At 71.0% G+C, this 25,917-nt stretch carries 28 protein-coding genes; 14 read left to right on the forward strand and 14 right to left on the reverse strand.

The window, feature by feature from the left end; genetic code table 11:
* The first annotated feature begins 227 nt into the window (after window positions 1-227).
* The 4 genes from QSK37_RS27385 to QSK37_RS27400 all read left to right on the forward strand — a co-directional run bounded on the left by QSK37_RS27385 (window position 228) and on the right by QSK37_RS27400 (window position 3,930).
* Window positions 228-1,868 carry a 3-hydroxyacyl-CoA dehydrogenase family protein gene (locus tag QSK37_RS27385; RefSeq protein WP_285626487.1) on the forward strand — a complete coding sequence of 547 codons (1,641 nt, stop codon included), beginning with the start codon at window positions 228-230 and terminating at the stop codon, window positions 1,866-1,868.
* Window positions 1,869-1,903: 35 nt separating this feature from the next.
* Window positions 1,904-2,215 carry an Rv1322 family protein gene (locus tag QSK37_RS27390; protein ID WP_285579718.1) on the forward strand — a complete coding sequence of 104 codons (312 nt, stop codon included), beginning with the start codon at window positions 1,904-1,906 and terminating at the stop codon, window positions 2,213-2,215.
* Between the two features lie 10 nt (window positions 2,216-2,225).
* A complete protein-coding gene (locus QSK37_RS27395) occupies window positions 2,226-2,936 on the forward strand; it encodes an alpha/beta hydrolase (protein WP_285626490.1) in 711 nt (236 codons plus the stop codon).
* A 208-nt stretch (window positions 2,937-3,144) separates the two neighbouring features.
* Window positions 3,145-3,930, forward strand: coding sequence for an alpha/beta fold hydrolase (locus QSK37_RS27400; RefSeq protein WP_285626492.1), 786 nt, complete (start codon window positions 3,145-3,147; stop codon window positions 3,928-3,930).
* 28 nt (window positions 3,931-3,958) lie between these two features.
* On the opposite strand, the gene QSK37_RS27405 is transcribed toward QSK37_RS27400, so the two are convergent.
* The 3 genes from QSK37_RS27405 to mce form a co-directional block, all read right to left on the reverse strand.
* Window positions 3,959-5,278 carry an AI-2E family transporter gene (locus QSK37_RS27405; RefSeq protein ID WP_285626494.1) on the reverse strand — a complete coding sequence of 440 codons (1,320 nt, stop codon included), beginning with the start codon at window positions 5,276-5,278 and terminating at the stop codon, window positions 3,959-3,961.
* A 412-nt stretch (window positions 5,279-5,690) separates the two neighbouring features.
* Window positions 5,691-6,974, reverse strand: a complete 1,284-nt coding sequence (locus tag QSK37_RS27410) for a DivIVA domain-containing protein (protein WP_285579724.1) — start codon at window positions 6,972-6,974, stop codon at window positions 5,691-5,693.
* A 191-nt stretch (window positions 6,975-7,165) separates the two neighbouring features.
* Window positions 7,166-7,621, reverse strand: coding sequence for a methylmalonyl-CoA epimerase (gene mce / locus QSK37_RS27415; RefSeq protein WP_285626497.1), 456 nt, complete (start codon window positions 7,619-7,621; stop codon window positions 7,166-7,168).
* A gap of 84 nt (window positions 7,622-7,705) precedes the next feature.
* Here mce and QSK37_RS27420 point away from each other — a divergent pair, with 84 nt between their 5' ends.
* Together QSK37_RS27420 and meaB are read left to right on the forward strand one after the other, a co-directional pair.
* Window positions 7,706-8,884 carry an acetyl-CoA C-acetyltransferase gene (locus QSK37_RS27420; protein ID WP_285626500.1) on the forward strand — a complete coding sequence of 393 codons (1,179 nt, stop codon included), beginning with the start codon at window positions 7,706-7,708 and terminating at the stop codon, window positions 8,882-8,884.
* 4 nt (window positions 8,885-8,888) lie between these two features.
* Window positions 8,889-9,848, forward strand: a complete 960-nt coding sequence (meaB, locus tag QSK37_RS27425) for a methylmalonyl Co-A mutase-associated GTPase MeaB (protein WP_285626503.1) — start codon at window positions 8,889-8,891, stop codon at window positions 9,846-9,848.
* 20 nt (window positions 9,849-9,868) lie between these two features.
* Here the strand turns inward: meaB and QSK37_RS27430 are convergent, their stop codons facing one another.
* The 3 genes from QSK37_RS27430 to QSK37_RS27440 form a co-directional block, all read right to left on the reverse strand.
* Entirely contained in the window at window positions 9,869-11,596 is a 1,728-nt protein-coding gene (locus QSK37_RS27430) for a bifunctional lysylphosphatidylglycerol flippase/synthetase MprF (RefSeq protein WP_285626505.1), read from the reverse strand.
* A 72-nt stretch (window positions 11,597-11,668) separates the two neighbouring features.
* A complete protein-coding gene (locus QSK37_RS27435) occupies window positions 11,669-12,355 on the reverse strand; it encodes a DUF4230 domain-containing protein (protein ID WP_285579734.1) in 687 nt (228 codons plus the stop codon).
* A gap of 56 nt (window positions 12,356-12,411) precedes the next feature.
* On the reverse strand, window positions 12,412-13,185 hold the full coding sequence (locus QSK37_RS27440; protein WP_285626507.1) for a DUF2127 domain-containing protein: 774 nt from the start codon (window positions 13,183-13,185) through the stop codon (window positions 12,412-12,414).
* A gap of 97 nt (window positions 13,186-13,282) precedes the next feature.
* Between QSK37_RS27440 and QSK37_RS27445 the strand changes: the two genes are divergently transcribed.
* Both QSK37_RS27445 and QSK37_RS27450 read left to right on the forward strand, forming a co-directional pair.
* Window positions 13,283-13,429, forward strand: a complete 147-nt coding sequence (locus tag QSK37_RS27445) for an ArsR/SmtB family transcription factor (RefSeq protein WP_285626510.1) — start codon at window positions 13,283-13,285, stop codon at window positions 13,427-13,429.
* Complete coding sequence (locus QSK37_RS27450; protein WP_285626512.1) at window positions 13,419-13,589, forward strand: YbaK/EbsC family protein; 171 nt, start codon at window positions 13,419-13,421, stop codon at window positions 13,587-13,589. Before QSK37_RS27445 ends, QSK37_RS27450 begins: the two co-directional genes overlap by 11 nt.
* Window positions 13,590-13,649: 60 nt before the next feature.
* Here the strand turns inward: QSK37_RS27450 and QSK37_RS27455 are convergent, their stop codons facing one another.
* Window positions 13,650-14,897 (reverse strand): hypothetical protein, encoded by a 1,248-nt coding sequence (locus tag QSK37_RS27455; RefSeq protein WP_285626515.1) that lies wholly within the window; start codon window positions 14,895-14,897, stop codon window positions 13,650-13,652.
* Window positions 14,890-15,573, reverse strand: a complete 684-nt coding sequence (locus QSK37_RS27460) for an ATP-binding cassette domain-containing protein (RefSeq protein ID WP_285579744.1) — start codon at window positions 15,571-15,573, stop codon at window positions 14,890-14,892. Before QSK37_RS27460 ends, QSK37_RS27455 begins: the two co-directional genes overlap by 8 nt.
* 270 nt (window positions 15,574-15,843) lie before the next feature.
* On the opposite strand from QSK37_RS27460, the gene QSK37_RS27465 reads away from it, so the two are divergent.
* The 5 genes from QSK37_RS27465 (at window position 15,844) to QSK37_RS27485 (ending at window position 21,238) form a co-directional block, all read left to right on the forward strand.
* Complete coding sequence (locus QSK37_RS27465) at window positions 15,844-16,350, forward strand: MarR family winged helix-turn-helix transcriptional regulator (RefSeq protein WP_285626517.1); 507 nt, start codon at window positions 15,844-15,846, stop codon at window positions 16,348-16,350.
* A 123-nt stretch (window positions 16,351-16,473) separates the two neighbouring features.
* Window positions 16,474-18,141, forward strand: coding sequence for a coenzyme B12-dependent isobutyryl-CoA mutase large subunit (icmA, locus tag QSK37_RS27470; RefSeq protein WP_285626520.1), 1,668 nt, complete (start codon window positions 16,474-16,476; stop codon window positions 18,139-18,141).
* 47 nt (window positions 18,142-18,188) lie between these two features.
* Window positions 18,189-19,106 carry a tetratricopeptide repeat protein gene (locus tag QSK37_RS27475; RefSeq protein ID WP_285626523.1) on the forward strand — a complete coding sequence of 306 codons (918 nt, stop codon included), beginning with the start codon at window positions 18,189-18,191 and terminating at the stop codon, window positions 19,104-19,106.
* Between the two features lie 13 nt (window positions 19,107-19,119).
* A complete protein-coding gene (locus tag QSK37_RS27480; RefSeq protein ID WP_285626528.1) occupies window positions 19,120-19,755 on the forward strand; it encodes a cytidylate kinase-like family protein in 636 nt (211 codons plus the stop codon).
* A gap of 91 nt (window positions 19,756-19,846) precedes the next feature.
* Window positions 19,847-21,238 carry an NAD-dependent malic enzyme gene (locus tag QSK37_RS27485; protein WP_285626531.1) on the forward strand — a complete coding sequence of 464 codons (1,392 nt, stop codon included), beginning with the start codon at window positions 19,847-19,849 and terminating at the stop codon, window positions 21,236-21,238.
* Here QSK37_RS27485 and QSK37_RS27490 read toward each other — a convergent pair.
* On the reverse strand, window positions 21,235-22,089 hold the full coding sequence (locus QSK37_RS27490; RefSeq protein WP_285626534.1) for an NAD(P)H-binding protein: 855 nt from the start codon (window positions 22,087-22,089) through the stop codon (window positions 21,235-21,237). The genes QSK37_RS27485 and QSK37_RS27490 overlap by 4 nt on opposite strands.
* Before the next feature lie 97 nt (window positions 22,090-22,186).
* On the opposite strand from QSK37_RS27490, the gene QSK37_RS27495 reads away from it, so the two are divergent.
* Window positions 22,187-22,606: a MarR family winged helix-turn-helix transcriptional regulator gene (locus tag QSK37_RS27495; protein ID WP_285626536.1), complete on the forward strand. Its 420-nt coding sequence runs from the start codon at window positions 22,187-22,189 to the stop codon at window positions 22,604-22,606.
* Between the two features lie 144 nt (window positions 22,607-22,750).
* Here the strand turns inward: QSK37_RS27495 and QSK37_RS27500 are convergent, their stop codons facing one another.
* The 5 genes from QSK37_RS27500 to QSK37_RS27520 form a co-directional block, all read right to left on the reverse strand.
* Window positions 22,751-23,047 carry a hypothetical protein gene (locus QSK37_RS27500; RefSeq protein ID WP_285626539.1) on the reverse strand — a complete coding sequence of 99 codons (297 nt, stop codon included), beginning with the start codon at window positions 23,045-23,047 and terminating at the stop codon, window positions 22,751-22,753.
* 63 nt (window positions 23,048-23,110) lie between these two features.
* Window positions 23,111-23,740, reverse strand: coding sequence for an ABC-2 membrane transporter-related protein (locus QSK37_RS27505; protein WP_285626541.1), 630 nt, complete (start codon window positions 23,738-23,740; stop codon window positions 23,111-23,113).
* Window positions 23,737-24,606 carry an ABC transporter ATP-binding protein gene (locus QSK37_RS27510; RefSeq protein ID WP_285626543.1) on the reverse strand — a complete coding sequence of 290 codons (870 nt, stop codon included), beginning with the start codon at window positions 24,604-24,606 and terminating at the stop codon, window positions 23,737-23,739. Before QSK37_RS27510 ends, QSK37_RS27505 begins: the two co-directional genes overlap by 4 nt.
* On the reverse strand, window positions 24,603-25,001 hold the full coding sequence (locus QSK37_RS27515) for a GntR family transcriptional regulator (protein ID WP_349497995.1): 399 nt from the start codon (window positions 24,999-25,001) through the stop codon (window positions 24,603-24,605). Before QSK37_RS27515 ends, QSK37_RS27510 begins: the two co-directional genes overlap by 4 nt.
* Before the next feature lie 194 nt (window positions 25,002-25,195).
* Window positions 25,196-25,876, reverse strand: coding sequence for a hypothetical protein (locus QSK37_RS27520; protein ID WP_285626545.1), 681 nt, complete (start codon window positions 25,874-25,876; stop codon window positions 25,196-25,198).
* Window positions 25,877-25,917: the final 41 nt, after the last annotated feature.

Raw genomic sequence — 25,917 nt, forward strand, 5'->3', positions numbered from 1 at the left:
GGAAGGTGTGACCACGGGACCGCGCTTTTTGATTCCCTCGCTGCGCTCGGTCATGGGCCCTCCTTCGTCGGAAGGTGTGACCACGGGACCGCGCTTTTTGATTCCCTCGCTGCGCTCGGTCATGGGCCCTCCTTCGTCGGAAGGTGTGACCACGGGACCGCGCTTTTTGATTCCCTCGCTGCGCTCGGTCATGGGCGGCATCGCGCCGGTCTGGAAAACTGCGGAGCATGAGTGCAGCGGTGAGCAGGGTCGGAGTCGTCGGGCTGGGCACGATGGGCGCGGGCATCGCCGAGGTGCTGGCGCGCGGCGGCCACTCCGTCGTCGGCGTCGAGGTGAACAACGACGCGCTCCAGCGTGGCCGGGACAACCTGGAGAGGTCGACGGGCCGTGCCGTACGCCGCGGCCGGCTGTCGGAGGAGGACAAGGCGGCGATCCTCGGCCGGATCGAGCTCGGCACCTCCTTCGCCGGGCTCGCCGAGTGCGACCTGGTGATCGAGGCGGTGCCCGAGCGGCTGGACCTGAAGCGCCGGGTGTTCGAGGAGCTGGACACGGTGTGCCGCCCCGACGCCGTACTCGCCACCAACACCTCCTCGCTGTCGGTCACCGAGATCGCGGCGGCCACCGGCCGACCGGAGCAGATCGTCGGCGTGCACTTCTTCAACCCCGCGCCGGTCATGAAGCTGGTCGAGGTGATCCACACCGTCCTCACCCGGCCCGAGGCGCTCACGGCCGTGGAGGAGCTGGTCGGGAGCCTCGGCAAGGTCGCCGTCACCGTCGGCGACCGGGCCGGGTTCATCGCGAACCGGCTGCTCTTCGGCTACCTCAACCAGGCCGCCGGGATGTACGAGGCCGGGTACGCCACGCGTGAGGACCTCGACGCGGCGATGACGAGCACGGGCCTGCCGATGGGCCCGCTCACGCTCATGGACCTCATCGGCCTCGACGTGTCGCTGGAGGTCTGCGAGGCGATCTACCGGGAGACCCGCGACCGGCGGCACGCGCCCGCGCCGATCCTGCGGCGGCTCGTCACCGCCGGCCTGCTCGGCCGCAAGACCGGCCGCGGCTTCTACACGTACGACGGGCCGGAGCAGGTCGCGGAGCCCGGCACGGAGCCGGGGGCCGCGCCCAGCGTCGGCGTCGCCGGGTCCGGGCCGCTCGCCGTCGCCGTCATCCAGGCGGCCGAGCGCGCCGGGGCGGACGTCCGCTTCGTCGCGGGCGACGACGACAAGGCGCGCGCCGTACGCGACGCCGTCGGCGAAGGCGTCACCGGCGGCACCGACCTGTCCCTGCTCGCCGACCGCGACCTGATCGTCGAGGCCGTGGCCGAGGACGTCGCGGTCAAGCGGTCGCTGCTCGCCGCCGTCGACGACGTGGCGCGGAAGGGCGCGGTGCTGGCCACCACCGGCGCCACCGTGCCGGTCATCGAGCTGGCCATGGCCACCGACCGGCCGCAGGACGTCGTGGGCCTGCACCTGCCGGACCCCGAGGGCGGGCTCGCCGAGCTGGTGAGCACCGTCGTGACCGACCCGGAGATCGCCGAGCGGGCCGCCGCGTACCTCACCCGGCTCGGCAAGCGTCCCGTACGCTCCGCGGACCGGGCCGGCTTCATCGTCGACGCGCTGCGCGTGCCGTACCTCAACGACGCCGTGCGGATGCTCGAGTCCGGGTACGCCGACGCGGACGCGATCGACGCGGCGATGACGCACGGCTGCGGGTACCCGATCGGCCCGATCGCCGACCTCGACCGCATCGGGCTCGACCGCGCCGTGGAGGTGCTGCGCGCGCTGTACACGGAGTACCGCGATCCCGCGTTCGCGCCCGCCCCGCTGCTGGACCGGCTCCGTACCGCCGGGGCCACCTTCCGCTGACGGGTGTGTCCGGCTCAGCCCGTACCCTGATCGGCATGAGTCCGCGCAAAAACCGCCGCACGCGCGACATGCCCCGGGAAACCGGGCAGGGTGCGTTCGGCGGTCCGCAGCGGATCGAAGAGGGGCCCGACGGTGACTGGATCGTCCGGCCCGCGGCCGGCGCCGCGAAGACCTACCGCTGCCCCGGGTGCGACCAGGAGATCCCCCCGGGCGTCGGGCACGTCGTCGCGTGGCCGGCCGAGGGCGGCGGTCCGGAGGACCGGCGCCACTGGCACCGGCCCTGCTGGGAACACCGGCTGCACCGCGCGCCCAAGATCCAGCGGTCCCGCCGCGGCCCGCGCTACTGAAAGGACTGCGATGGCGGAGATCCGGGCGAGCACGGTGCTGCCCGCGCGCCGTACGGACATCGAACTGCAGACCGCCGACGGCCTGAAGCTCGTCGGCGAGCTCGCGGTGCCGGAGGACCGGCCGCCCGTCGCGACGCTCGTGTGCCTGCACCCGCTGCCCACGGCCGAGGGCATGATGGACAGCCACGTGCTGCGCAAGGCGTCGTACCGGCTGCCCGCGCTCGCCGGTCTGGCCGTCCTGCGGTTCAACACGCGCGGGACGAGCAGCGATCGCGGGACGAGCGAGGGTGAGTTCGGCGAGGGCGAGGCCGAGCGGTACGACGTCGCGGCGGCCCTGGAGTGGGCGGAGTACCACGACCTGCCGCGCACCTGGCTCCTCGGCTGGTCGTTCGGCACCGAGCTGGCGCTGCGGTGGGGGCGTGACCCGCTGGTGGAGGGGGCGATCCTGCTGTCGCCGCCGCTGCACCGCGCCACCGACGCCGACCTGGACGCGTGGGCGGAGTTCGGCCGTCCGCTGGTCGCGCTGGTGCCCGAGCGCGACGACTACCTGCGGCCGCCGGAGGCGCGGGAGAGGTTCAAGCGGGTGCCCCAGGCGGAGGTGGTGGGCGTCGACGGCGCCAAACACCTGTGGGTCGGTGAGCCGTACGTCCGAATCGTGCTGAACGAGATCGTGAAACACGTGGCGCCGGAGGCGTACCCGCTGCCCACCGAGGTCCTCTAGGCTCCACCGCCCCAGAGCCCCGGCCACGGTGCCCGGCCGTTCGCCCTAAACGTCGAAGACCGATCACGGCCACGGTTCTCGGCAGGACGGGAATCAGGAGTGACGATGAGCGGGGTCCGGCGTGCGCCGGACCGGGGCGGGCCGTCCGCGCCGAGCGGACTCGCCGGCCGGCCCCGATGGGGTCCGTTGCGGAACGGGGAGGGGCACCGTGCAGTTGTACACCCGCGACATCGGTGGCGGGACGCCGTTGGTGCTGTTGCACGCGTTTCCGCTGTCGTCGGCCATGTGGCTGGCGCAGCGGGAGGGCCTGGCGGCGCGATTCCGGGTGCTCACCCCTGACCTGCGCGGATTCGGTGGTTCGTCCCTCGGTGGCGATGATCCCTCCATCGACGTCATGGCCGACGACGTCGCGGCCCTGCTCGACGCCAAGAACATCGATCGCGCGATCGTCGGCGGCCTGTCGATGGGCGGGTACGTGACGCTGGCGTTCGGCCGGCGGCATCCGGACCGCCTCCTCGGCGTCATCCTCGCCGACACGAAGGCCACGGAGGACGCCCAGGCCGCGCGTGCGGCCCGCATCCGGACCGCCGAACGCATCGAGGCCGAGGGCAGCGTCAACGTGCTCCTGGAGGAGCTGCTGCCGCGGCTGGTCGGCCCGACGACGATGCGCAGCCGCGCCCTGGTGTACGGCCGGGTGCGCGGGCTGGTGCAGTCGACGCCGCCGGCGGCCGCCGCCTGGGCGCAGCGCGCGATGGCCGCGCGCCCGGACTCGGTCGGCGCGCTCGCCGGGTTCCGCACGCCGACCCTCGTGCTGCACGGCGCCGAGGACGCCCTCATGACCGAGGACGACGCCCGGACCATGGTCGATGCCCTGCCTGACGCCGAGCTCATCACGATCCCCGGGTCAGGCCACCTCACCGCCGTCGAGCAGCCACAGCTGTTTAACGACGCGGTCACCGAGTTCGGCGCGGCCCTGACCCGTACGGTGCGCTGAGGGGCGCCGAGTCGATCAGTGCGGCGCCCTAGGACTCCTCCTGACGTGGCATCACGACCTCGCGCAGGATCAGCGCCACCGCCGCGGCGGCCGGGATCGCGAGGAGCGCGCCGATCACGCCGAGCAGCGCGCCGCCGATCAGCGCGGCGATGATCGTCACCGCGGGCTGTACGTCGACGGACCGCTTCATGACCCTCGGCTGGACGATGTAGTTCTCGACCTGCTGGTAGATCACGAAGTAGATCGCGGTGGCGATGCCGACCCACAGCCCGGAGAAGAACGACAGGCCGGTCACGAAGACTGCCCCGATCGTCGCGCCGACCAGCGGGATCAGGTCGGTGATCGCCACGAGCAGCGCGAGCGCGAGCGCGTACGGCACGCCGACGATCAACAGGAAGATGTACGACGTCACGCCGGCGATGAGCGAGATGAGCAGGTTGCCCGCGACGTACCCACCGATCCGGGCGAGGATCTCGTCGCCGAGCAGCGCCACCCGCGCCCGCCGCGACCGCGGTGCCAGCCGGTACATGAAGCCGGTGATGCTCGGCAGCGAGCTCAGGAAGTACAGCGTGAGGATCAGTACGGTCAGCGCGCTGAAGACGCCGCTGACGACGATCTGGCCGACGCCGACGACGCCGTTCGCGGCGCGGGTGCCCAGGTCCTTGCTCTCCAGCGCCGACCTGGCCTTCTCCAGCAGGTGGTAGCGCTTGTCCAGGTCCTGAAGTTTCGGGTTGTTCTGCAGCTGTTCGAGGTAGCCGTGGCCGCTGGTGAGATTGTGAATGATCGCGGTCGTCTGCTCCGACAGCGGCGGCACGATGGCGAATCCGAACCCGACGAAGAATCCCACCAGCGCCAGGAACACCAGCAGCACCGACCACCGCCGTGAGACGCCGATGCGTTCGAGCGCCTCGACTCCCGGGTTGAGGCCGACGGCCAGGAACAGCGCGACGACGATCAGGATGATGACCGAGCGGGCGTTGGTGAACGCCTGGACCAGCATGTACGCGGCGAGCACGCCGAGCGCGCCGTAGAAGCCGAAGACGAACGGATGGTTGCGGGTGAGCGGCCGGCCGGGCCGCCCGAACGGGAACAACTCGTCCACGCCCGCCTCGCGCTCCCGGGCCTTCACGTCGGTGACCGGATCCGCCTGGGCGACCCGGCCGCGCCGCCGTATGAGCCCCCCGCCGCCTTCTTCGGAGACCTCGTCGGCCGTGTCTTCGGCGGCTTCCGCGGTGGCCGTGCTCCTGGTGGCTTCGCCGGATGTAGCGGCGGTGTCCTCGGCTCCCTCGGCCGCCGTGGCGGCGGCCGGGCCGTCGGACTTCGCGCCCGCCGTCGCTCCGTCGACCACCGTGTCAGAGTCCTTGCGCCGGAGCTCCCACGGGACTCGCTTCCGCAGGTGGTGGGCCCATAGGCGGAGGTTCACAAGATCCGTCTTCGCGGCACCCGACTCGTTCGGATCTGCTTGCGATCCACCGGATGCGGCCCCGTTCCCCGCTTCGCCCGTCTCCGACGCTCCGGCATCGGCCGTATCGGAGTCGGCCCCGTCCTGGTCGGCCGACTTCTTGGCACGGCGGCGATCCCGGGCCAGCAGGCCCCGGTCCGCGCGCCGGTCGCTCTCAGAGAGCTCCTCAGGCACCCTTCACCTCCCGTGAAGTGCCCCAAATTACGGCAAAAAGCCTAGAGGAAATCTCCTCTAGGCTTTCCGCCGTCTCGCGCTGTGTTGCGGGATTCGCCGCTTTATTCGGTGCGGGCGCTGATGGTCACTCCTGCCACCAGTCGTCCTCGTCGTCCTTCTTGCGCTGCTGGGAGGGCTGCTGCGCCTTCGGCTGCGCGGCCGGCTTCGGGTCGGCAGCGGCGAGCGCGGGCTTCTCCGGCGGCGCGGCGATGGCCTCGTCGCCACCCGGGGTGGCGACGCCGCCGATGAGCTGGCGCAGCTGGTTGAGGTGGCTGGTGATGCTGTCGCGCTGGCGAGTGAGCTCGTCGACCTGGCGCTGAGCGGTGGTGCGCATCTTCTCGGCCTCGGACTTGGTGTCCGAGAGGAGCTGCTCGGCCTGGGCCTTCGCCTCGGCGATGACCGAGTCGGAGTTCTTGCGGGCGTTGGCGACCAGCTGCTTGGCGTGGTTGTCGGCCTCGCGGCGGGTCTGCTCGGCCTGCTGGGTCGCCTTGGTGGCGCGCTGCTCGGCGGAGGCGGCACGCTGCTCGGCCTCGGCGACGAGCTTCTGCGTCGCGCTCTGCGCGGCGGCGTGACGCTCGTTGTCCTGGCGCTCGGCCTCCTCGCGGCGGGCCGCGAGCTGGATCTCGAACTCGCCCTCGGCCTGGGCGCGCTGGGCCTCGCTCTCCTCGAGGATGCGCTGGGCCTGGGCCCGCATCTCGTCGGCCTGGCGCTTGGCCGTGGTGAGGATCTCGTCGCGCTCGCGCTTGGTGGACGCCCGCAGCTGGGCGACCTCGCGCTCGGTCGTGGTGCGGAGCTTGGCGATCTCACGCTCGGCGGCGGCGCGCTTCTCGGCGACCTCGTGGTCGGCGGTGGCGCGCAGCTTGGCCACCTCACGCTCGGTCGTGGAGGTCAGCTCGTCGGCCCCGCGGCGGGCGGACGTGCGCACCTCTTCGGCCTCGCGCTCGGCCATGTTGCGCATGTCCTCGCCCTCGCGCTGGGCGGTGGCGCGGAGCTCGGCGGCCTCGTTCTCGGCGGTGGCGCGGAGCTCGGCCGCGTCGACCTTGGCCGCGGCCTTGATCTCGTTGGCCTCGGACCGTGCAGCCTGCACGAGCTCGGTGGCCTGCTCCTCGGCGAGGCGGAGCAGCTGCTCGATGCGCGCGCCTAGGCCGGAGTAGGTGGGCCGTTCCTGCTCCTGCAGCTGGCGATGCGCGTCGGACAGCTCGCGCTGCATCGCCTGGGCCTGCTCACGGCTCTGGCGGACCTCGTTGTCGAGCTGCTTGATGTGCTCCTCGACCTGGTGCCGGTCGTAGCCGCGTAGCACCACGTCGAACTCGCGTGGGGGCGTGTCTTCGAAGAAGTTGCTGAGCTGGGCGTCGATGTCGGACTGCATGAGGCTCAATCCTGCTGTGACGAGACGGCTACCGGTGGGTGGAGATATCGGATCATGGCCGCGCGAATACTGCGTGTTACGGGGTATTGCACGCGCTGGACCACTTCCGCGACAGCAGAGTACTCCGGACACTGCCGTGTTGGGGGCTCAACTTGACGCCCTGGGTGAAATGTCTTGGTTGTTATGAGTAGTCAGGCGTTGTGTCGACCCTGGAGAGGATCTTTCGCCGCCTGTACCAGCTCGGTCAGCACCCCTCCGACATCCTTCGGATGCAGGAACGCGATGGAGGCTCCCATCGACCCATGGCGGGGACGCTCATCGAGCAGGCGCACGTGCTTGGCCCCGATCGCCTCGAGCGCGGCCGCGACGTCGTCCACACCGTAGCCGACATGGTGCACGCCTTCGCCGCGCTTGGCGAGGAACCGGCCCACCGGCGTGTCCGGGCCCAGCGGTTCAAGGAGCTGGACGTACGAGGAACCGGCCGGGCCGTCGGCGACGTGGAGCATGGCCTCTTTCACGCCCTGCGCCTCGTTGACCTCGCGCGAGGCCACGACCAGGCCGAATGTCGACTCGTAGAAAGCGATCTTCTCCTCCAGGTCGTGGCAGGCGATGCCGACGTGATCGATCCGCGTGAGTCCGGTGAACATGGCGTTGGCCTCCCAGGAAGTGCACTGTCCCCGTGTGGGTATGTTGGCAAACGTCGTACCGACCGGGTGCTGGAGGTCCTATTCATGGCCGGATCCGTCATCGTCGCCGGGGCGCGCACGCCCATCGGCCGTCTGCTCGGTTCCCTCAAGGGGTTCGCCGCCGTCGATCTCGGCGCGCTCGCGATCAAGGCTGCGCTCGAACGCGCGGGCGTCACCGGTGATCAGGTCGACTACGTGATCATGGGGCATGTGCTCCAGGCGGGGGCCGGTCAGATCCCCTCGCGTCAGGCCGCGGTAAAGGCCGGCATTCCGATGAATGTCCCGTCGCTGACGATCAATAAGGTCTGCCTGTCGGGCCTTGACGCCATCGCTCTCGCCGACCAGCTCATCCGGGCGGGCGAGTTCGACGTCGTCGTGGCGGGCGGCATGGAGTCGATGACCAACGCGCCGCACCTGCTCCCGAAGGCGCGGCACGGGTACAAGTACGGCTCGATCGAGGTGCTCGACGCCACCGCGCACGACGGGCTCACCGACGCCTTCGACGGCGTCTCGATGGGCGAGTCGACCGAGGGCTACAACGCCAAGCTCGGGATCAGCCGCGAGGAGCAGGACGAGTTCTCCGCCCGCTCGCACCAGCGCGCCGCCGCCGCGGCCAAGAACGGCCTGTTCGACGACGAGATCGTCCCGGTCGAGATCCCGCAGCGCAAGGGCGACCCGATCGTGTTCAAGCAGGATGAGGGGGTGCGCGCCGACACGACCGCCGAGTCGCTCGGCCGGCTGCGGCCGGCCTTCAGCAAGGACGGCACGATCACCGCCGGGTCCTCCTCGCAGATCTCCGACGGCGCCTGCGCGGTCGTCGTCATGTCCAAGACCAAGGCCGAGGAGCTGGGTCTCACCTGGCTCGCCGAGATCGGCGCGCACGGCAACGTCGCGGGCCCGGACAACTCCCTGCAGTCCCAGCCGAGCAACGCGATCAAGCACGCGCTCGGCAAGGAGGGCCTCGACGTCGCCGACCTGGACCTCATCGAGATCAACGAGGCGTTCGCCTCGGTCGGCCTCCAGTCGATGCGCGACCTCGGCGTGGACGAGACCAAGGTCAACGTCAACGGCGGCGCGATCGCGCTCGGCCACCCGATCGGCATGTCCGGCGCTCGCATCGTGCTGCACCTGGCGTACGAGCTGCGCCGGCGCGGCGGCGGCGTGGGCGCGGCCGGGCTCTGCGGCGGCGGCGGTCAGGGCGACGCCCTCATCCTCAAGGTCTGACCCGGTGGCGCGTACGGCCGACGTCGACGACCTGGTCGCGCGGGCGCGCAAGGGCGAGCCCCGCGCGGTCGCGCGGCTCATCACCCTGATCGAGAACGCCTCGCCGCAGCTCCGTGAGGTCATGGCGGCGTTGAACCCCTTGGCGGGCCGGGCCCGCGTGATCGGCCTGACCGGTGCGCCGGGGGTCGGCAAGTCGACCTCCACCAACGCGCTCGTACGCGCGTTCCGCCGTCAGGATCTGCGGGTCGGCGTGCTCGCCGTCGACCCCTCCTCGCCGTTCACCGGAGGCGCGCTCCTCGGCGACCGCGTGCGCATGCAGGACCACGCCTCCGACGCGGGCGTCTTCATCCGCTCGATGGCCAGCCGTGGCCATCTCGGCGGGCTGGCGTGGGCGGCGCCCCAGGCGATCCGGGTACTCGACGCGGCCGGCTGCGACGTGGTCCTGGTCGAGACGGTCGGCGTCGGCCAGGCGGAGGTGGAGATCGCCTCGCTCGCCGACTCCACCATCGTGCTCGTCTCGCCCGGAATGGGCGACTCCATCCAGGCGGCCAAGGCCGGCATCCTGGAGATCGCGGACGTCTTCGTGGTCAACAAGGCCGACCGCGACGGCGCCCAGCAGACCGTACGCGACCTGCGCAACATGATCGCGCTGGCCGCGCCGGAGGGCTGGAAGCCGCCGATCGTGCCGACGGTGGCGGTCAAGGACGAGGGCGTCGCCGACGTCGTGCGGAAGCTGGACGAGCACCTGGCGTGGATGGAGGACTCCGGCGAGCTGAACCGGCGACGCCGCGCCCGCGCCCGCGACGAGATCGAGGCGATCGCCGTCACGGCCCTGCGGGAGCGCATGGGCGACCTGCACGGCCACCAGCGCCTCGACGTGCTGGCCGAGAAGGTGCTGGACGGCTCCTGCGACCCGTACGCCGCAGCCGACGAACTGGTCGAGGGCCTCACCGAGTCCGGCTGACGGACCTTCGAGGGGTGCCGTCACCAGCCTGGGGTGATCGGCAGGGCGTAGGAGTCCTCGGGGGCGGTCTCGGCGTGTCCCCGGCCGCTCTCGCCGGCCGGGCGCCAGTGGCCGAACTCCAGCGTGAGCAGCGCCACCGCGATCGGCAGCAGGCTCGCCCACGACGGGAACACCACCTTGCGTCCGACGTAGCGTGGCTTGAACTTGCGGTTGAACAGGTACAGCGACTCGACCTTCACGAACCGGTCGAGCAGGTGGATCACGTGGTACGTGCCCTGCTCCAGCGCGCTGCGGTCCTCGGTGTCGAACAGCTCGCGGAACGCCGCGAAGTTGAGCGACACCTCGTCCACACCGTGCTCGGCGGCGTACTCCATGATGTCGGCGATCATGCGTTCGTTGAGGCCGTTCGGGGAGCCCGGCGCGCGGCGCATCACGTCGAGTGACAGGCGGTGGGCGGACGCGCTCGGCAGGTAGCGCTGGAAGCCCACCGGCGCGCCGTCGGCGTCACGGGCGACCACGAGCACCGGGAAGGCGTGCCGCCCGGTGAGCAGACCGTCCATGTTCATCGAGAAGCCGCGCTCCTCGACGCCGCCGAGGGCCTCGGTGGCGAGTGCCCGCAGGCGTTCGCGGTCGTCCTCGGCCAGGGTGCCCTCGGGCAGGACCTCGGTGGTCACGCCGGCGTTGTGGGTGCGGCGCACCGCCTGGCGCACGTTGCGCATGCTCCGGCCGTTCAGCCCGAACTCGCCGGGCGTGAGCAGGACCTCGTCGCCGATGCCGATCGCGCGCATGCCGTACGGGGTCCATAGCTCCAGCAGGTCCTCGCGGGCGCCGAGCACCGCCATCCGCCAGCCGGAGCGGCGGGCCAGCGCGACGAACTCGGCCACCGCGCCGGGGTAGGAGCGCGGGTCGCCCACCGGGTCCGCGCCCGCCGCGGCGACGCCGAACAGGACGCGGTAGCCGATCACCGCGCGGCGGTCGGGACTGAAGACGTAGGACTTGTCGCCGCGCAGCAGGAACGGCGCCAGAGTGTCGGAGCCGTCGGCGTCGACCAGGCGCGCCGCCTCGGCGCGCTCCTCATCGGTGCCGGGCGGCGGCGGGGGCGCCGGCGAGAGCAGCGTGACGAACATCGCGAGCAGGCCGCCGCCGCCGAGGATGCCGAGGCTGGCCAGGAACCAGTGGTCGGCCGAGCCGTCGAAGTGCAGCGGGCCGGATCCGGAGGCGCTCAGCCCGGCGAGGATCTCGCGCCCCGCCTCGCTCGCGGACGGGCCCGGCGTGATGTGGTGCCGCTGGGCGATCATGATGGCCAGCCCGTACGCGACCGCCACCCCGTACGTGACCACGCCGGCGCGGACCGCGGCGCGGAACCGGCTCGGCGTGGTGTCGAACTCGCGGCGGTAGCGGACGAAGCCGATCGCCGCCACGCCGAGGATGAGCAGGCGGCCGAACTCGCGCACGCTGACCGCGTCGAGCATGGACAGGATGGTGAGCGCGAGGACGACGTAGTACGCCACCCGGCGGCGGAGCAGCAGGCCGCGGGCCGCGGCCAGCAGGACCAGCGCGAGGAGCAGCTCCTGCCCATCGGGGAACAGGTCGCCCACGAGGAGCTCCGCGGGTCGCGCGGAGAAGGAGGGGACGAGCGCGGGGAGTCCCACCGCGACCGCGGCGGCCGCCACGGGTACCGCGAACGGCCATGTCGGCCGTCGTACCGGGTCGTGCGCGACTGTCGCCGCTTCTGCCGCGATGGACACAGCGAATCACCCCGACTCGTCCCCAACCACGCCTCATGGAGAGGTATTCCCCCGGTGATCCTTCGCCCTCATTCAGGAAGATGTGGCAAAGGTCACGGTAACTGTTTTGAAGCCCAAAGCCTTCAACATGTTCGTGAGCATCTGCTTGGTGTTCGCGTCGGCACGCTGCGCGAGCCCGCTGGAGTTCGCCGCGTCCTGGATCTTCTGGGCCGCGAGGACGTACAGCTGCTGCTGCTGGTTGGGGTTGGAGCCGAAGAAGTCACCGAAGCGGTCGAACAGGCCGCGCTGGGTGGCGAAGACGTAGCTGTGCTTGGGGTCGAGGTTGGTCTTCTCCAGCTGGGCGTGGGGCATCCGGACGGTCACCGTCTCACGGGTCTTGTCGACCGTGAGGGCGCCGTTGCCGATGTGGGAGAAGTCGACGTAGGCGTCGACGGTGCCGTTCCCGACGAAGAGCGTGCGCTTTCCGCGCAGCGCGCTGGGCAGGAATCTCGCGTCTTTCTCCAGGTCGACGACGACCTGGTAGTTACCGCTCGCGGCCTCGTAGCGGGAAAGGTTCTGGATGGAGTTCAGCACGACGGGCGCGCTGCGGTCCTTGGTCGTCTCGCCGAACGGGTTGAGCCAGTGCGGCAGCTTGTGCGCCGCCTGCAGGCCCGCGTAGACCAATGCGACGAGTACGACGACGACGGCGACCGCGCGCAGGACGGGCCTGCGGGGACGCTCGGATATCTGTGTGTCCTCGGTTGTGTCCGAGTGCGCCATTTCGCATCACCTCTGGGGTTAGCTCAACCCGGCTATTCCCCAGATAGACGCGAAAGTCACCCCGCCGGCTCCGTGTGTGATGTGACGGCCGCCTGTTCGACCTCGATCAGCGACTCGCCGCGCCGCCGGGCCTCGTACGCCTCCTTGCCACCACGGATCCCGAACAGCCGCTTGGACACCAGCAGGTACACGACGAGACCCGCGTTGATCACCAGCGCGCCCGCGCGGACAGCGGTGATGCGTTCGGTCAGCTCGTAGATCTCCAGCGGCAGCCCGCAGGCGGTGGCGACCACCGCGAAGTACTCACCCCAGCGCTTGAGGAGCCACAGGCCGACCGCCTCGATCAGCTCGATGAGGCCGTAGGCGAGCAGAGCGAGGGCGAACCAGGTCAGCGTGCTGGACTTGAGCACGAAGACATGGCGGATGCTCTCCACGACGTGGGAGTTGTCCAGATCCCACCCCACCTGGCGGGCGATGGGCTTGAGGAGCGGGATCTCCTTCTCGAAGACCTTCTCGATGGACCCGCGGTGGGCGGAGAACCGCCACACGCCGTACGCCGCGGCGGCGATCACCAGGCCGCGGATCACCCGCTCCAGGGCGAAGAACCGCATGATGAGCGCTTCGCGCAGCTCATGCCCGCGCATGACGAGCGGCGCACGGTCGGCCGGGCCGCTCCCGTGGGGCTCGCCGTGGACGTACGTGCCGCAGCGCAGGCACCGCCACGCCTCTCCGGCCGGCGTCTCGACGTGCAGCCGGTCGCGCAGGGCGGTCTCGTCCGGCGCGTACGTGATGTGGCCCTTGCGGGCGCAGGTCAGCAGGCTCCAGTCCACGCCGCTGACGATAGTCAACATTACGGACGCATGTGGTGCTCCTGAGATCACCGGCCGTATTCAGGGGTGCGCGCTGGTCGTCGCCGAGAAGCTCGGCGTGAGCCGGCCGGCCCGCGGCGAGCACATGAAGATCCTCAGCCAGGCCGGCCTCGTACGCGGCACGAAGATCAAACAGTGGGTGTTCTACCGGCGTGACGAGGGTCGCATCGCTGAGGCGAAGGAGATGTTGAGCGGTGACTGGTGATCCACAGGCCGTGGCGTCCGCGCCGGCCCGCTACGACCGACTGGTGGCGGACCCGGACGCCGCGGGCGCGCGCTACCGGCTGATCGACCATCCGCCCGAGGGGCGCACCGACCTGGTCAGCGCCCTTCGCGGGCACGACGTGGCGCACGCCGCCGAATGACCTGCGGCTCGAGCTCATGATCGAGAAGGCCGGCGTCGTCGCCACCGGCGACTGAACCGGTCAGACGGTGCGGAAGTCGAGGCCGCGCAGCGTGCAGGAGCGGTAGCGGGCGTAGTGGAGGCGCAGCCAGTGCCGGCGGCGCGCCTCGGCCCAGCGGCCGAAGGCGCGGGCGGCCGCCGCGTCGGTCATGCGGGGCGGTGTCTCGTCGAGCAGCCAGGCCGACACCAGCGCGGTGTAGCGCACGCCGACGGCGTGCGCGGGGTTGCCGCACGTGCGCGCGTCGAGCAGGCTGATCTGGATCTCCTGCTCCGCGCGGTGCTCGTACCCCGGGGACAGGTCCGTGAGGTGGATGTAGACCACGCCGTGCCCAGGACGCGGGAAGTCGTTGTCGGGCCGGTGCTCGACCCGCGTGAATCCGCCCGGCGTGCCGCTCAGGCGTGTGGCCAGCGGGGTCAGGGCGGCCTCCAGCGACGGGAGCGCCGAGCGCAGCGCCGGGTGCACGCACACGGTCAGCGGCCACTGGCGGCAGGAGTACTCGAACGCGCGGGGGGCGAGCGGCGTGCGCTGCTGAGCGTGGATCCACAGGGTGGTGAGCGCGATCAGCCCCGCCGCCGCGACGAGAGGCAGGGCGAGCCGCGCGCGCCGCGTGAGCGTCCACAGGTAGCCGCTGACGAGGAGCCCGCCGAAGCCGAGCGACCACAGCGCCTGTCCGGCGAGCAGTTCGGTGCGCAGGCCGGCGAACGGATGGATGTGCTCGACCCCCGGCGGCGGCAGGAGGTACGTCCACGTGCCGGGGCGGGCGACCCCCCACAGGCAGGTGACGGCGGCCGCGGCGGCGACCGTCGGCAGCCGGGGGACGGCGCGGCCCGCGAGGTAGCCGATCACGGTGTAGTCCAGCAGGGTGAGCGCGCCCGCGAGCAGCCCGACCACCTGGGGATGCCCGGCCTCGACGTGCAGCAGGGTCTTCACCACGACGATCGCGGCCACGACGAGGTACGCGCACAGCGAGACGACGCCGAGCAGTGTCAGGTCCAGCAGTGGCCCGAGCGCGGGCGACCGGGCGCTCAATCCCCGCAGGTAGCCGAGCCGGTGTTCGCGCAGCGCCACCCACGCGGCGAGGGCCGCGGAGGCCGGCCCGAGCACGCGCACCGACGCGAACAGCGCGGCGACGGCGTCATCCCAGTACGCGACGCCGGGCAGCAGGGCGTGCCAGGCCGCGACCGCGCCGAGCAGCGCCAGGGCCGGGACGGCCAGGAACGGGGCGGTGCGGCGGGCGTCGATCCGCAGCACCCGCCCCAGGTCAGACACCGGCCGGCACCCGGGACCACGTTCGGCAGACCTCCAAGGACTCGATCAGGCGAGCACGGGCGATGGTGAAGACCCGGTCGCACCACCCCGTCAGCTCCGCCGGATCGGGCGCGGTCACGACCACGGCCGGGGCGAGCGCGCGCACCACGCCGATCAACTCGTCGCGCTCCGAATCGGCGATGGATCCGAGCGGTTCGTCCAGGAAGACCAGATCGGGCCGATGCACACAGGTCGCCGCGAGCCCCGCCCGCAACCGCAGATCGGCGGGCAGCATGTCCATCTCGAATTCCGCGGCATCGGTCAATTCAAATCGCTCCAAAATCGCCTCGGCCGCGTTCTTCGGCGTGGCTTTGAAATAGGCCGCGTAGGCCACGTACTCGCGGGCGGTGACCCCGGCCGCCCAGCCGAACCGGTGCGGCAGCAGGCCGAGCCGCGGGCGTACGGCCCGCTGCCCGGCCGGCCCGGTCACGTCGTGGCCCAGCAGCTCCAGCTCGCCCACGCTGGGCCGGCGCAGCGTGGCCAGCGTCGTCAGCAGCGCCGACCTGCCCGAGCAGGGCGGACCTGCGAGTCCGACCACCCCCGAGGTGATGCCGAACGTGGTGGGACGCAGGATCCACCGCCCCCCGCGGCGGATTCCCATGTCCCGAGCCACGATCGTGGAGAAATCCGCGATCATTCACTACCCCCCGAAATCTCGGTGCGCGCTCGAGGCTAGAGGCGGATCAGCCCGATGAACGGCCGCGTCGACGCCCCCCTTTGCCGTCGCCGCACGCACCGACAACGGAACTATAACTTGCCTTGGTGATGACTGTCAGCGTTGTTGTGTCCGCCGGTGTCGTTGGCAATGATTTGAGGAGAATGCGGGAAACAATTGTTGTTATAGGTCGGTAAATGTCGGATGGATGCTCGCCGGAGAGTCGCGGAGTCCAGGCGCTACCGTGTCCGGGTGTCCAAGCCGCTCAACCTCCCCTTCGACCCCATCGCCCGAGCCGGTGACCTCTGGGAACGCCGGTGGGGGCGCTCGCCCGCCATGCTCGCCGTCACGTCGATCATGCGCGCCCAGGCGATCCTCATCGCCGAACTCGACGCCCGGCTCAAGCCGTACGAACTGACCTTCGCCCGCTATGAGGCCCTCGTGCTGCTGACGTTCAGCAGCAAGGGCGCGCTGCCGCTCTCCAAGATCGGTGAACGGCTGATGGTGCACCCGACGAGCGTGACCAACACGATCGACCGGCTGGAGAGGCAGGGCTACGTCCTCCGCCGCCCGAACCCGCGCGACGGGCGCGGCGTGCTCGCTGAGATCACCGAGAGTGGCCGCGACACCGTCGAGCGCGCCACCCGCGACCTCATGGCCGCCGACTTCGGTCTGGGGGCGTACGACGCCGAGGAGCTGGGAACGATCTTCGACGTGCTGCGGTCGCTGCGGGTGACCGCGGGCGACTTCCAGGACTGACCGGGCTCTCTCCGCGGCGCGCGGGCCTGGAAACGGCTCCGGACCGGCTCGCGGTGGCTCCGCGACACAAATTACTAGGACGTCCTAGTATCTTGGAGTGAGGAGCAACCCGGAGGAGCGCTCATGGACATGCAGGACATCGAGGAGGGCCGCCGGCGCTGGCAGGAGCGGTTCGACGCGTCGCGCAAGCGGGACGCCGACTTCACGACGCTGTCCGGCGCCGAGGTCGACCCGGTCTACGGTCCGCCGGCCGACGACCCCAGGTTCGAGCGCATCGGCTGGCCGGGGGAGTTCCCGTACACCCGGGGCCTGTACGCCACCGGCTACCGCGGGCGGGCCTGGACGATCCGGCAGTTCGCCGGCTTCGGCAACGCGCGCCAGACCAACGAGCGCTACAAGATGATCCTCGCGGCCGGCGGCGGAGGGCTGTCGGTCGCCTTCGACATGCCCACCCTCATGGGCCGCGACTCCGACGACCCGCGCTCCCTCGGCGAGGTCGGCCACTGCGGCGTCGCGATCGACTCGGCCGCCGACATGGACGTGCTGTTCGACGGCATCCCGCTCGGCGAGACCACGACCTCCATGACGATCTCCGGCCCGGCCGTGCCGATCTTCTGCATGTACCTCGTGGCGGCCGAGCGGCAGGGCGCCGACATCCACGGGCTGGACGGCACGCTGCAGACCGACATCTTCAAGGAGTACATCGCGCAGAAGGAGTGGCTGTTCGCGCCCGAGCCGCACCTGCGCCTCATCGGCGACCTGATGGAGTACTGCGCCGCCGAGATCCCGGCGTACAAGCCCCTGAGCGTGTCGGGCTACCACATCCGCGAGGCCGGCTCCACGGCCGCGCAGGAGCTCGCGTTCACGCTCGCGGACGGCTTCGGGTACGTCGAGCTGGGCCTGTCGCGGGGCCTCGACGTCAACGCCTTCGCGCCCGGCCTGTCGTTCTTCTTCGACTCCCACATCGACTTCTTCGAGGAGATCGCCAAGTTCCGCGCCGCACGCCGGATCTGGGCCCGCTGGATGCGCGACGTGTACGGCGCGACGTCGGAGAAGGCGCAGTGGCTGCGGTTCCACACCCAGACCGCCGGGGTGTCGCTGACCGCGCAGCAGCCGGACAACAACGTCGTACGCACCGCGCTGGAGGCGCTCGCCGCCGTCCTCGGCGGCACCAACTCCCTGCACACCAACGCCCTGGACGAGGTGCTGGCGCTGCCCAGCGAGAAGGCCGCCGAGATCGCCCTGCGCACCCAGCAGGTGATCATGGAGGAGACCGGCGTCGTCAACGTCGTGGACCCGCTGGGCGGCTCCTGGTACATCGAGGCCCTCACCGATCGGATCGAGGCCGACGCCGAGAAGATCTTCGCCCGGATCAAGGACATGAGCCCGGACGGCTCGATGACCGGCGGCATCCTGCGCGGCATCGAGGACGGCTGGTTCATGGCCGAGATCGCCGACGCGGCCTTCGCCTACCAGCGGCAGCTGGAAAAGGGCGAGAAGCGCATCGTCGGCGTCAACACCCACACGCAGAGCATCGAGGAGCCCCTGGAGATCCTGCGGGTCAGCCACGAGGTCGAGCGCGAGCAGAACCGCCTCCTGGCGGCCCGGCGTACGGAACGCGATCAGGCCACGGTGGGCGCGGCGCTGGCCCGGATGATCGAGGTCGCCCGTACGGAGGAGAACCTCATCCCGGCCATGCTCGACGCCGCCCGCGCCGAGGCCACCCTTGGCGAGATCTGCGGCGCGCTGCGTGACGAATGGGGGAGCTACTCAGAGCCCGCCCGCTTCTGAGGCGGTCGCTCGTACGCATTCGCCGGTGTATGCGGCAGGATGGATGCATGACGTCATCGGACTTCTCGTTGCACGGCGCCGTCGACCTGGGCGCCCGGCAGGCCGCGGCGAAGCGGGCGCAGCAGCGTCCGGCCTCCGCGGGTGGCCCCGCCTCCGTCATCGACGTGACCGATGCGACGTTCAACGCCGAGGTCATCGACAGGTCGCGTACGGTTCCGGTGCTCGTGGACTTCTGGGCCGACTGGTGCCAGCCGTGCAAACAGCTCGGCCCGATCCTGGAGAAGCTCGCCAACGAGGCGGCCGGGGCCTGGCTGCTGGCCAAGGTCGACATCGACGCGAACCCGGCCCTCGCCCAGCAGCTCAGCCGCATGGGCGTGCAGGGCATCCCGTTCGTCGCCGCGGTGGTCGCCGGTCAGATGCTGCCGGTGCTCAACGGCGCCGCGCCCGAGCCGCAGGTGCGTCAGGTCCTCGACCAGCTGTTCGACGCGCTGCGCGAGCAGGGTCTGATGCCCGAGGGCGCCGGCGCCCCCGCCGCGCCTCAGGAGCCCGCCGGCGACCCCCTCCAGGACGAGGCCGAGGCCGCGCTGCAGCGCGGCGACCTCGACGCGGCGGCGAGCGCGTTCGGCAAGATCCTCGAGTCGCAGCCGAGCGACGTGTACGCCAAGAGCGGCCTGGCCCTGGTCGAGCTGCAGCGCCGGGTGACCGACCTCGACCCGCAGCAGGCGCGCAAGGACGCCGCCGACCGTCCGGACGACGCCGAGGCCCAGACCCGCGTCGCCGACCTCGACCTCGTCGAGGGGCGTGTCGAAGAGGCGTTCGACCGGCTGATCGGCACCGTACGCCGCACGTCCGGCGACGACCGTGAGCTGGCGCGAAAGCACCTGCTGTCGCTGTTCGAGGTGCTGCCGTCCGAGGACCCCCGCGTGGGGCAGGCACGGCGCCGGCTCGCGTCGGCGCTGTTCTGACCGGGCGGACATCGTGGCCGGCGTCGTGACGATCTCCGCGGCGTTCGGCGCGGGGGGCAGCGTCATCGGTCCCGCGGTCGCCGAGCGTCTCGGCGTGCCCTTCGTCGACCGGGCGATCCCCTACACCGTGGCCGCGGAGATCGGCTGTTCGATCGAGGAGGCCCTCGACCACGACGACCGTGCCGAGCACGGCCTCGGCCGCATCCTGTCCAGTGCCTCGCGGCTGCCCAACATCACCCTCGGTGGCGGGATGGACGACTATCTGTCCGACCGCGGCTTCGTGCCGGAGGAGGAGTTCCTCATCCGCACCGAGAAGGTGATCAAGCAGATCGCCGAGCACGGGGGTGGTGTGATCCTCGGCCGTGCCTCCCAGCTCGTGCTCGCCGGCCTCCCGGGCGCCCTGCACGTACGCCTCGACGGCTCGCGGAGGCGGCGGCTGGCGAACGTACGGGAATCGCTGGACCTGTCCGAGCGGGAGGCCGAGCGGCTCCTCGACGACAACGACCGGGCGCGGACGGCGTACGTCAAGCACTTCTACCGGGCCGACCCGGCCGACCCGGCGCTCTATGATCTGGTCATCGACAGTACGCGGCTGGCGGCGCCGGCCTGTGCCGACATCATCGTGACGGCAGCGCTCGCCATCCTCTGAAAAACAAAGCCGACGCCCGAGGCCCGGACCCCGCCGGACGCGTGAAATCATCGCGAGGCGAAGCCCTGACCAGGCAAAAGGAGCAGTTGACGTGGCGACCGTGCCCAGCGTGTCCTACTCGATCACCGTCCGCCTCGAGGTGGCGGCCGGCGGCAAGGCGGTGAGCCAGCTCACCGGTGCGGTTGAGCAGGCCGGCGGCATCGTCACCGCCCTGGACCTCACCCCGGCCGGCCACGACCGGCTCCGCATCGACGTCACGTGCGCCACGCGGGACACCGAGCACGCCCAGGAGATCGTCGACGCGCTGGAGCAGGTCGACGGCGTCACCATCCACAAGGTCAGCGACCGTACGTTCCTCATGCACCTCGGCGGCAAGATCGAGATGCAGTCGAAGGTGCCGCTGCGCAACCGCGACGAGCTGTCCATGGCCTACACCCCGGGCGTCGCCCGGGTCTGCCTGGCGATCGCCCGCAACCCCGACGACGTGCGGCGCCTGACCGTCAAGCGCAACAGCGTCGCCGTGGTCACCGACGGCTCGGCCGTGCTCGGCCTCGGCAACATCGGCCCGGAGGCCGCCCTGCCGGTCATGGAGGGCAAGGCGGCCCTGTTCAAGCGGTTCGCCGGCATCGACGCCTGGCCGATCTGCCTCGACACCCAGGACACCGACGAGCTGGTCCGTACGGTGCAGATCCTCGCGCCGGCGTTCGGCGGCATCAACCTGGAGGACATCTCCGCGCCGCGCTGCTTCGAGGTGGAGCGCCGGCTGCGCGACCTGCTCGACATCCCGGTCTTCCACGACGACCAGCACGGCACCGCGATCGTCGTGCTGTCCGCGCTCATGAACGCCCTGCGCGTGGTGGGCAAGGACCTCGCCGACGTGCGCGTGGCGATGGCGGGCGCGGGCGCCGCCGGTACGGCCGTGCTCAAACTGCTGCTGCACGCGGGCGCCAAGAACGTCGTCGTCTGCGACTACCGCGGCGCGGTGCACACCGGCCGCGACGACTTGGACGAGTCGCTGCGCTGGATCGCCGACAACACCAACCACGAGGGCTACTCCGGCGACCTGCGCGGCGCGGTGCGCGGTGCCGACGTGTTCATCGGCGTCTCGGCGCCCGGCATCCTCACCGGTGAGGACATCGCCACGATGAACGAGGGATCGGTGGTGTTCGCCCTGGCCAACCCCGACCCCGAGGTCGACCCGGCGGAGGCGCGCGAGCACGCGGCGGTGGTCGCCACCGGCCGCAGCGACTACCCGAACCAGATCAACAACGTGCTGGCGTTCCCGGGCGTCTTCCGCGGCCTGCTCGACGCCCAGAGCCGTACGGTCACCCAGGACATGCTGCTCGCCGCGGCCCGCGCGCTCGCCGAGGTCGTCACGGACAAGGAGCTCGGCCCGAACTACATCGTGCCGAGCGTGTTCCACGCGGACGTGTCCCACGCGGTCGCCGCGGCCGTCCAGAAGGCGGCCACCGCGTCGCGCTAAACGCCTCGCAGGGCGTCGCGGTTGCGCGCGCACCAGTCGGCGAAGGTGCGGGGGCGGCGGCCGAGCAGGCGTTCGACGGTGTCGGTCCGCACCCCGGTGGTGTCGGCGCGCATGACCGCCGCGGCCTCGAGCACGGCGTCGGCGAGCGGCTTGGGAGCGCCGCCGGGGTAGCGGGACCCGACGATCTCCTCGGGGGTGGTCGCGGCGCGGACCTCGATGTCGCGGCCGATCGTGTCGGCGATGATCCGCACCTGCTCGGCCGTGGTCAGGGCCTCGTCCCCGGTGAGGACGTAGGTCCGGCCCTCGTGCCCGTCCTGGGTGAGGACGGCGGCGGCGACCGCGGCGATGTCGGCCGGGTCGATGGCCGCGGCCCGGCCGGGGCCGATCGCGTCGACGACGTACCCGTTCTCGCGGATGGAGGGCACCCATTCGAGGGCGTTGGTGGCGAAGCCGCCGGGGCGCAGGATCGTCGCGGGTACGCCGGACGCCTCCAGGAGCCGCTCGCGTTCGCGGTGCCAGCGGCCCATCGCGGGCACCGGGTCGCCGTCGGCCCAGATGGACGACAGCAGCACGATGTGCCGTACGCCCGCGTCGCGGGCCGCGGCGATGGCGTTCGCGGCCTGGTCGACGCCGATGCCCGGGGTGAGCAGGAACAGCCGGTCGGCGCCGTCGAAGGCGGGGATGAGCGTCGCGGGTTCGTCCAGGTCGCCGACCACGCGCTCGGCGCTGGTGGGCAGGCCGGCCGCGCGGGCCGGGTCGCGCACGAGAACGCGGGTGTCCGCCTTCGCCGCGTCGAGCTCTCGCACCAGCTCACGGCCGATTCTGCCGGTGGCCCCTGTGATCAGTATCATCGATGCTCCTAGTCGTTTGCCGTCTAACGATCGGCTGAAGAGAACGTTAGACGGCAAATGATTAGCCGTCAATCGATCTGCTCGCATGGAGGCGGCGATGCCCGAGTTCCTCGACCTGCACAGCCAGACGACGAAGGTCCTGCGTGCGCTGGCCGAGACCGCCATGCGCCGCCACGGCCTGCACCAGGGGCAGAACCACCTCCTGGCGGCGCTGTGGGAGCGCGACGGCCGTACGCCCGGTGAGATCGCCGCCGCGCTGCACGTCACCACGCCCACCGTCGTCAAGATGGCCACCCGGATGAGCGCCGCCGGCCTGCTCACCCGCCGCCGCGACGAGCGCGACAGCCGGCTGGTCAGGCTCTACCTGACCGACGCGGGCCGGGCGCTCCAGGAGCCGGTCGAGGCCGAGCGCCGCGGCCTGGAGGAGAAGGTCACCGCCGACCTCACCGAGGCCGAGCGCCGCTGCCTGATGACCGCCCTGGCCAAGGTCCACAGGTCGGCGAGCGACCTGCTGTGACCGGCGTCAGTGGCCCGGCGTGGCGCGCGAGTGGAGGGGCCGTCGACCCGGCGTCCAGCAGGGGCTGGATGCGGTGGGCATCCCGGAGGTGCTGCGGGGTGGAGCAGGTGGCGAGAGGTGTCGCGATCCGTGGTGCCTCACGGGTCAGGCGTTCCGGCGGTGAAGCAGCCCGATGGCGATGCCGATCAGGGCCGCGGCGAGGCCGATGAACAGCGACGCCTCGATGATCTGGAAGGTCCAGAACCGACTCGCGGGCTGGTAGACGACCTTGAGGTGGAGTCCGAGTCCGCGGAGGTAGGCGTCGGCGGCGGGGCCGTCGAGAGCATCCACTCGCCGGGAGATCTGCTCCTGGAGGGCAGCGGAGATCGGGTGGCCGGTCTTGTCGACCAGGCCTTTGCTGAGGGTCCAGCCCGGCGTGTCCGGTGTGATGGGCGCGGCCATCGGGCCGATGGGGCCCCAGTGGCCGGTCGGAGGGAGCAGGCGGGTCGCCGGCGGCTGGTACCGCTACCGCAGCCAGAATTCCACCGGAAGACGTAGCGCCATGAACGCGGCGAATGCCGCGACCATCGCCGGTACCGTACGGCGGAACAGTTGCCCGGCCAGGACGCCCGCCGCGAAAGCGAAAAGCGTGTATCCGGTGAGCGAAAGCCCTTCAAGATCGAACGCTCCCGAGGAGAATCTGCTGGACACGTTGTCTATCGGGGCGCGGAACCAGCCGAAGACGGCGCTGAGGCTCGCGGTGATCGTCACGATTCCGAGACCGACGAGCAGGACCTTGGCCGTCAGCCATCGCGTCCGGGGTACGGCCTGGGTCCAGGCAAGGCGCCAGGTGCCATGCTCATACTCGCGGCCGAGCAGGCTCCCGCCGACGACCGCGCCGATCAGGCCAGGTATCGGAGTGAACCAGGTCAGCAGGTGGTTGGCGATGCCGTTGAACCGGCTCATGAACGCGGACATGGCCGACTGACAGTCGTCACCGCCGGTGCCGTGGACCAGGCACGGTCCAACGCCGTGCTGGTCATAGGCGCCGCGGATCGCGTGGCCGTACGGCAGGAAGACCAGGGCGGCGAGGCCGATCAGGGCCAGGCCGGCGAACGCCTGAACGCGGTGCTGCCGCCAGGTGAGCCAGATCATCGGGCGATCTCCGTCGGTTGTTCGAGGTAGGCGAGGATGAGCTCCTCCAGGCCGACCGGGTGGGATCGCCAGGCCGGATGGAATTCGGGCCGGTCGGTTCCGGTGCGGACCAGCAGGTCGGTGTGACGGTCGCTGTGGGTGGCGCGGACGAGCCCGGGAACCGGCGGTTCGGCGTCAGTGCGCGGTCCGGTGAGAATCCGGTGACCGGCCAGGACGTCGTCGATCGCGCCGGCGAGCTGAAGGCTGCCGTCCTTGAGGAGCACCAGTTGGTCGCAGACGGCCTGCAGATCGGCGATCACATGGGAGGACAGCAGGACGGTGACCTCGTCCTCGGCGACGGCGACCATCACCGTGCGCATGAAGTCGCGGCGAGCGATCGGGTCCAGGTTGGCCAGCGGCTCGTCCAGCACCAGCAGCGCGGGACGTTTGGCCAGGGCCAGTGCCAGGGCGACCTGGGCCTGCTGGCCGCCGGACAGCGCTCCGGCGCGTTGGGTCAGGGGAATGCCGACGTCGGCCAGTCGTCGCTCGGCCATCGGCCGGTCCCAGCGCAGGTTGAGCGAGCGTCCCATTCGCAGCAGGTCCGCTACGGACATGCCCCGGTAGAGCGGGTGTTCCTGGGCGACGAAGCCCACCTGGGCCAGTGCCTCGGCCGAGCCGGTACGGGCGTCCCGGCCGAGGACCTCGACCGTTCCCTCCGTCGGGCGCAGCAGACCGGTGATCAGTTGCAGCAGCGTGGTCTTCCCGGCGCCGTTCGGGCCGACCAAGGCGATCACCGAGCCGGTGGGCAGCCGCAAGGAGCAGCCCCGCAACGCCCACTTCCGGCCGTAGCGCATGCCCAGGTCCCTGGTCTCCAGCGCGGTGCTCATGCCGCCCCCTCCGTCCGCAACTCGCTGTGGACGGAGGCGAACATGGCCGTGACCGTCTCGTCGTCCAGCCCGGCGGCATGGGCATCGCGGACCCACTGCTCGAGCGAGTGACGCAACCGGGCGTAGGGTCCCGGGGCGACCGGCTCGATCGAGGCGGTGATGAAGGTGCCCTGGCCCGGCCGGGCGTTCACCATCCCCTCGTGCTCCAGCTGGCGATAGGCCTTCACCACGGTGTTCGGATTGATCGCCAGGGAGGCGACCACCTCCTTCACGGTGGGCAGTTGGTCCCCGGAGCGCAGATGGCCCAGGAGCAGCCCCTGTCGTACCTGCTGCACGAGCTGGAGATAGGGCGGGACGCCGCTCGAGCCGTCCAATCGGAACTGGAACACGCTCATCCCCTTTCACTATGATGTTAGTAAAACGGTAGCGATCGCCTTGAGATCGCGTCAAGGCGGGGAATCGGCCCAACGGTGGAGACGGCTCGCCGAGCGCAGGCAGGAGCCACCGGCCCAGTGCGGAAAAGGAGCAACCCCCCGGACGCGTGCGCCCGGGGGGTGAGGGATCCCGGCCCTTCAGGGGCCGGAGGAGGTCAGTTGTCGCCGAACATCTTGTCCTTGCGGCCCGGCCACACGCGGCCGTACCAGAAGATGATCAGGCCGGTCAGCATCGCGGCGACGCCGGTCGCGACCCTGGCGATGATCATTCCGCTGTCCGGGCCCGTGTGCGGCAGCGTGTGGCCCGGCGTGTTGCGGGCACAGTGCGCCGTACGGTCGAGGCTCTTGACCGGGACGTTGTGCCAGGTCACGGCGATCGTGGTGGCGTGGTCCTCCTTGATGGTCAAGGTGGACTTGCGGGTGGCGCCCGCCGGGATGCGGTCGGCCACCGAGATCGAGCCGTCGGTGGTGATGGTGTAGTCCTCGATGGCCTTGCCGCTGTTGGTCACCGACACCAGCACGCTGCGACCCGGGCACCGGACGGTGCCGATGGCGACCTTCAGCGGCGCCTGGGGCGTCACCGACGGCGTCGGGGCCGGCGTGACCGGGTGCTTGCTCGGGGTCCGGCTCGCCCGCGTCGGAGAGGGGCGGTGCGTGGGCGTGTGGGACGGCTTGGCGGACCTGGAGTGAGAGGCCGAAGGTGACGCCGAGACGTTGGGTGAGGGGGTGGCGCTCGTCAGCTGTGAGGGTGAGGAGCCGCCCAACAGCATCGGGATGATGATGAGCGCCCCGACGACAAAGAACACGGCCGCGATGGCGACCCTGGAAAGCTGCATCGGGGTCCTCCGTAGGTGGGGGGCACACCTTCGTGATCTAG

The sequence above is a fragment of the Actinoallomurus iriomotensis genome, from assembly GCF_030269445.1.
Taxonomy (GTDB): Bacteria; Actinomycetota; Actinomycetes; order Streptosporangiales; family Streptosporangiaceae; genus Actinoallomurus; species Actinoallomurus iriomotensis.

Bases quoted from the DNA above. Each gene is read 5' to 3' on its own strand.
- QSK37_RS27385 (WP_285626487.1), top strand. From the start codon at position 228: ATGAGTGCAGCGGTGAGCAGGGTCGGAGTCGTCGGGCTGGGCACGATG.
- QSK37_RS27390 (WP_285579718.1), top strand. From the start codon at position 1,904: ATGAGTCCGCGCAAAAACCGCCGCACGCGCGACATGCCCCGGGAAACC.
- QSK37_RS27395 (WP_285626490.1), top strand. From the start codon at position 2,226: ATGGCGGAGATCCGGGCGAGCACGGTGCTGCCCGCGCGCCGTACGGAC.
- QSK37_RS27410 (WP_285579724.1), bottom strand. From the start codon at position 6,974: ATGCAGTCCGACATCGACGCCCAGCTCAGCAACTTCTTCGAAGACACG.
- mce (WP_285626497.1), bottom strand. From the start codon at position 7,621: ATGTTCACCGGACTCACGCGGATCGATCACGTCGGCATCGCCTGCCAC.
- QSK37_RS27420 (WP_285626500.1), top strand. From the start codon at position 7,706: ATGGCCGGATCCGTCATCGTCGCCGGGGCGCGCACGCCCATCGGCCGT.
- QSK37_RS27435 (WP_285579734.1), bottom strand. From the start codon at position 12,355: ATGGCGCACTCGGACACAACCGAGGACACACAGATATCCGAGCGTCCC.
- QSK37_RS27460 (WP_285579744.1), bottom strand. From the start codon at position 15,573: ATGATCGCGGATTTCTCCACGATCGTGGCTCGGGACATGGGAATCCGC.
- icmA (WP_285626520.1), top strand. From the start codon at position 16,474: ATGGACATGCAGGACATCGAGGAGGGCCGCCGGCGCTGGCAGGAGCGG.
- QSK37_RS27475 (WP_285626523.1), top strand. From the start codon at position 18,189: ATGACGTCATCGGACTTCTCGTTGCACGGCGCCGTCGACCTGGGCGCC.
- QSK37_RS27490 (WP_285626534.1), bottom strand. From the start codon at position 22,089: ATGATACTGATCACAGGGGCCACCGGCAGAATCGGCCGTGAGCTGGTG.
- QSK37_RS27495 (WP_285626536.1), top strand. From the start codon at position 22,187: ATGCCCGAGTTCCTCGACCTGCACAGCCAGACGACGAAGGTCCTGCGT.
- QSK37_RS27500 (WP_285626539.1), bottom strand. From the start codon at position 23,047: ATGGCCGCGCCCATCACACCGGACACGCCGGGCTGGACCCTCAGCAAA.
- QSK37_RS27505 (WP_285626541.1), bottom strand. From the start codon at position 23,740: ATGATCTGGCTCACCTGGCGGCAGCACCGCGTTCAGGCGTTCGCCGGC.
- QSK37_RS27510 (WP_285626543.1), bottom strand. From the start codon at position 24,606: ATGAGCACCGCGCTGGAGACCAGGGACCTGGGCATGCGCTACGGCCGG.
- QSK37_RS27515 (WP_349497995.1), bottom strand. From the start codon at position 25,001: ATGAGCGTGTTCCAGTTCCGATTGGACGGCTCGAGCGGCGTCCCGCCC.
- QSK37_RS27520 (WP_285626545.1), bottom strand. From the start codon at position 25,876: ATGCAGCTTTCCAGGGTCGCCATCGCGGCCGTGTTCTTTGTCGTCGGG.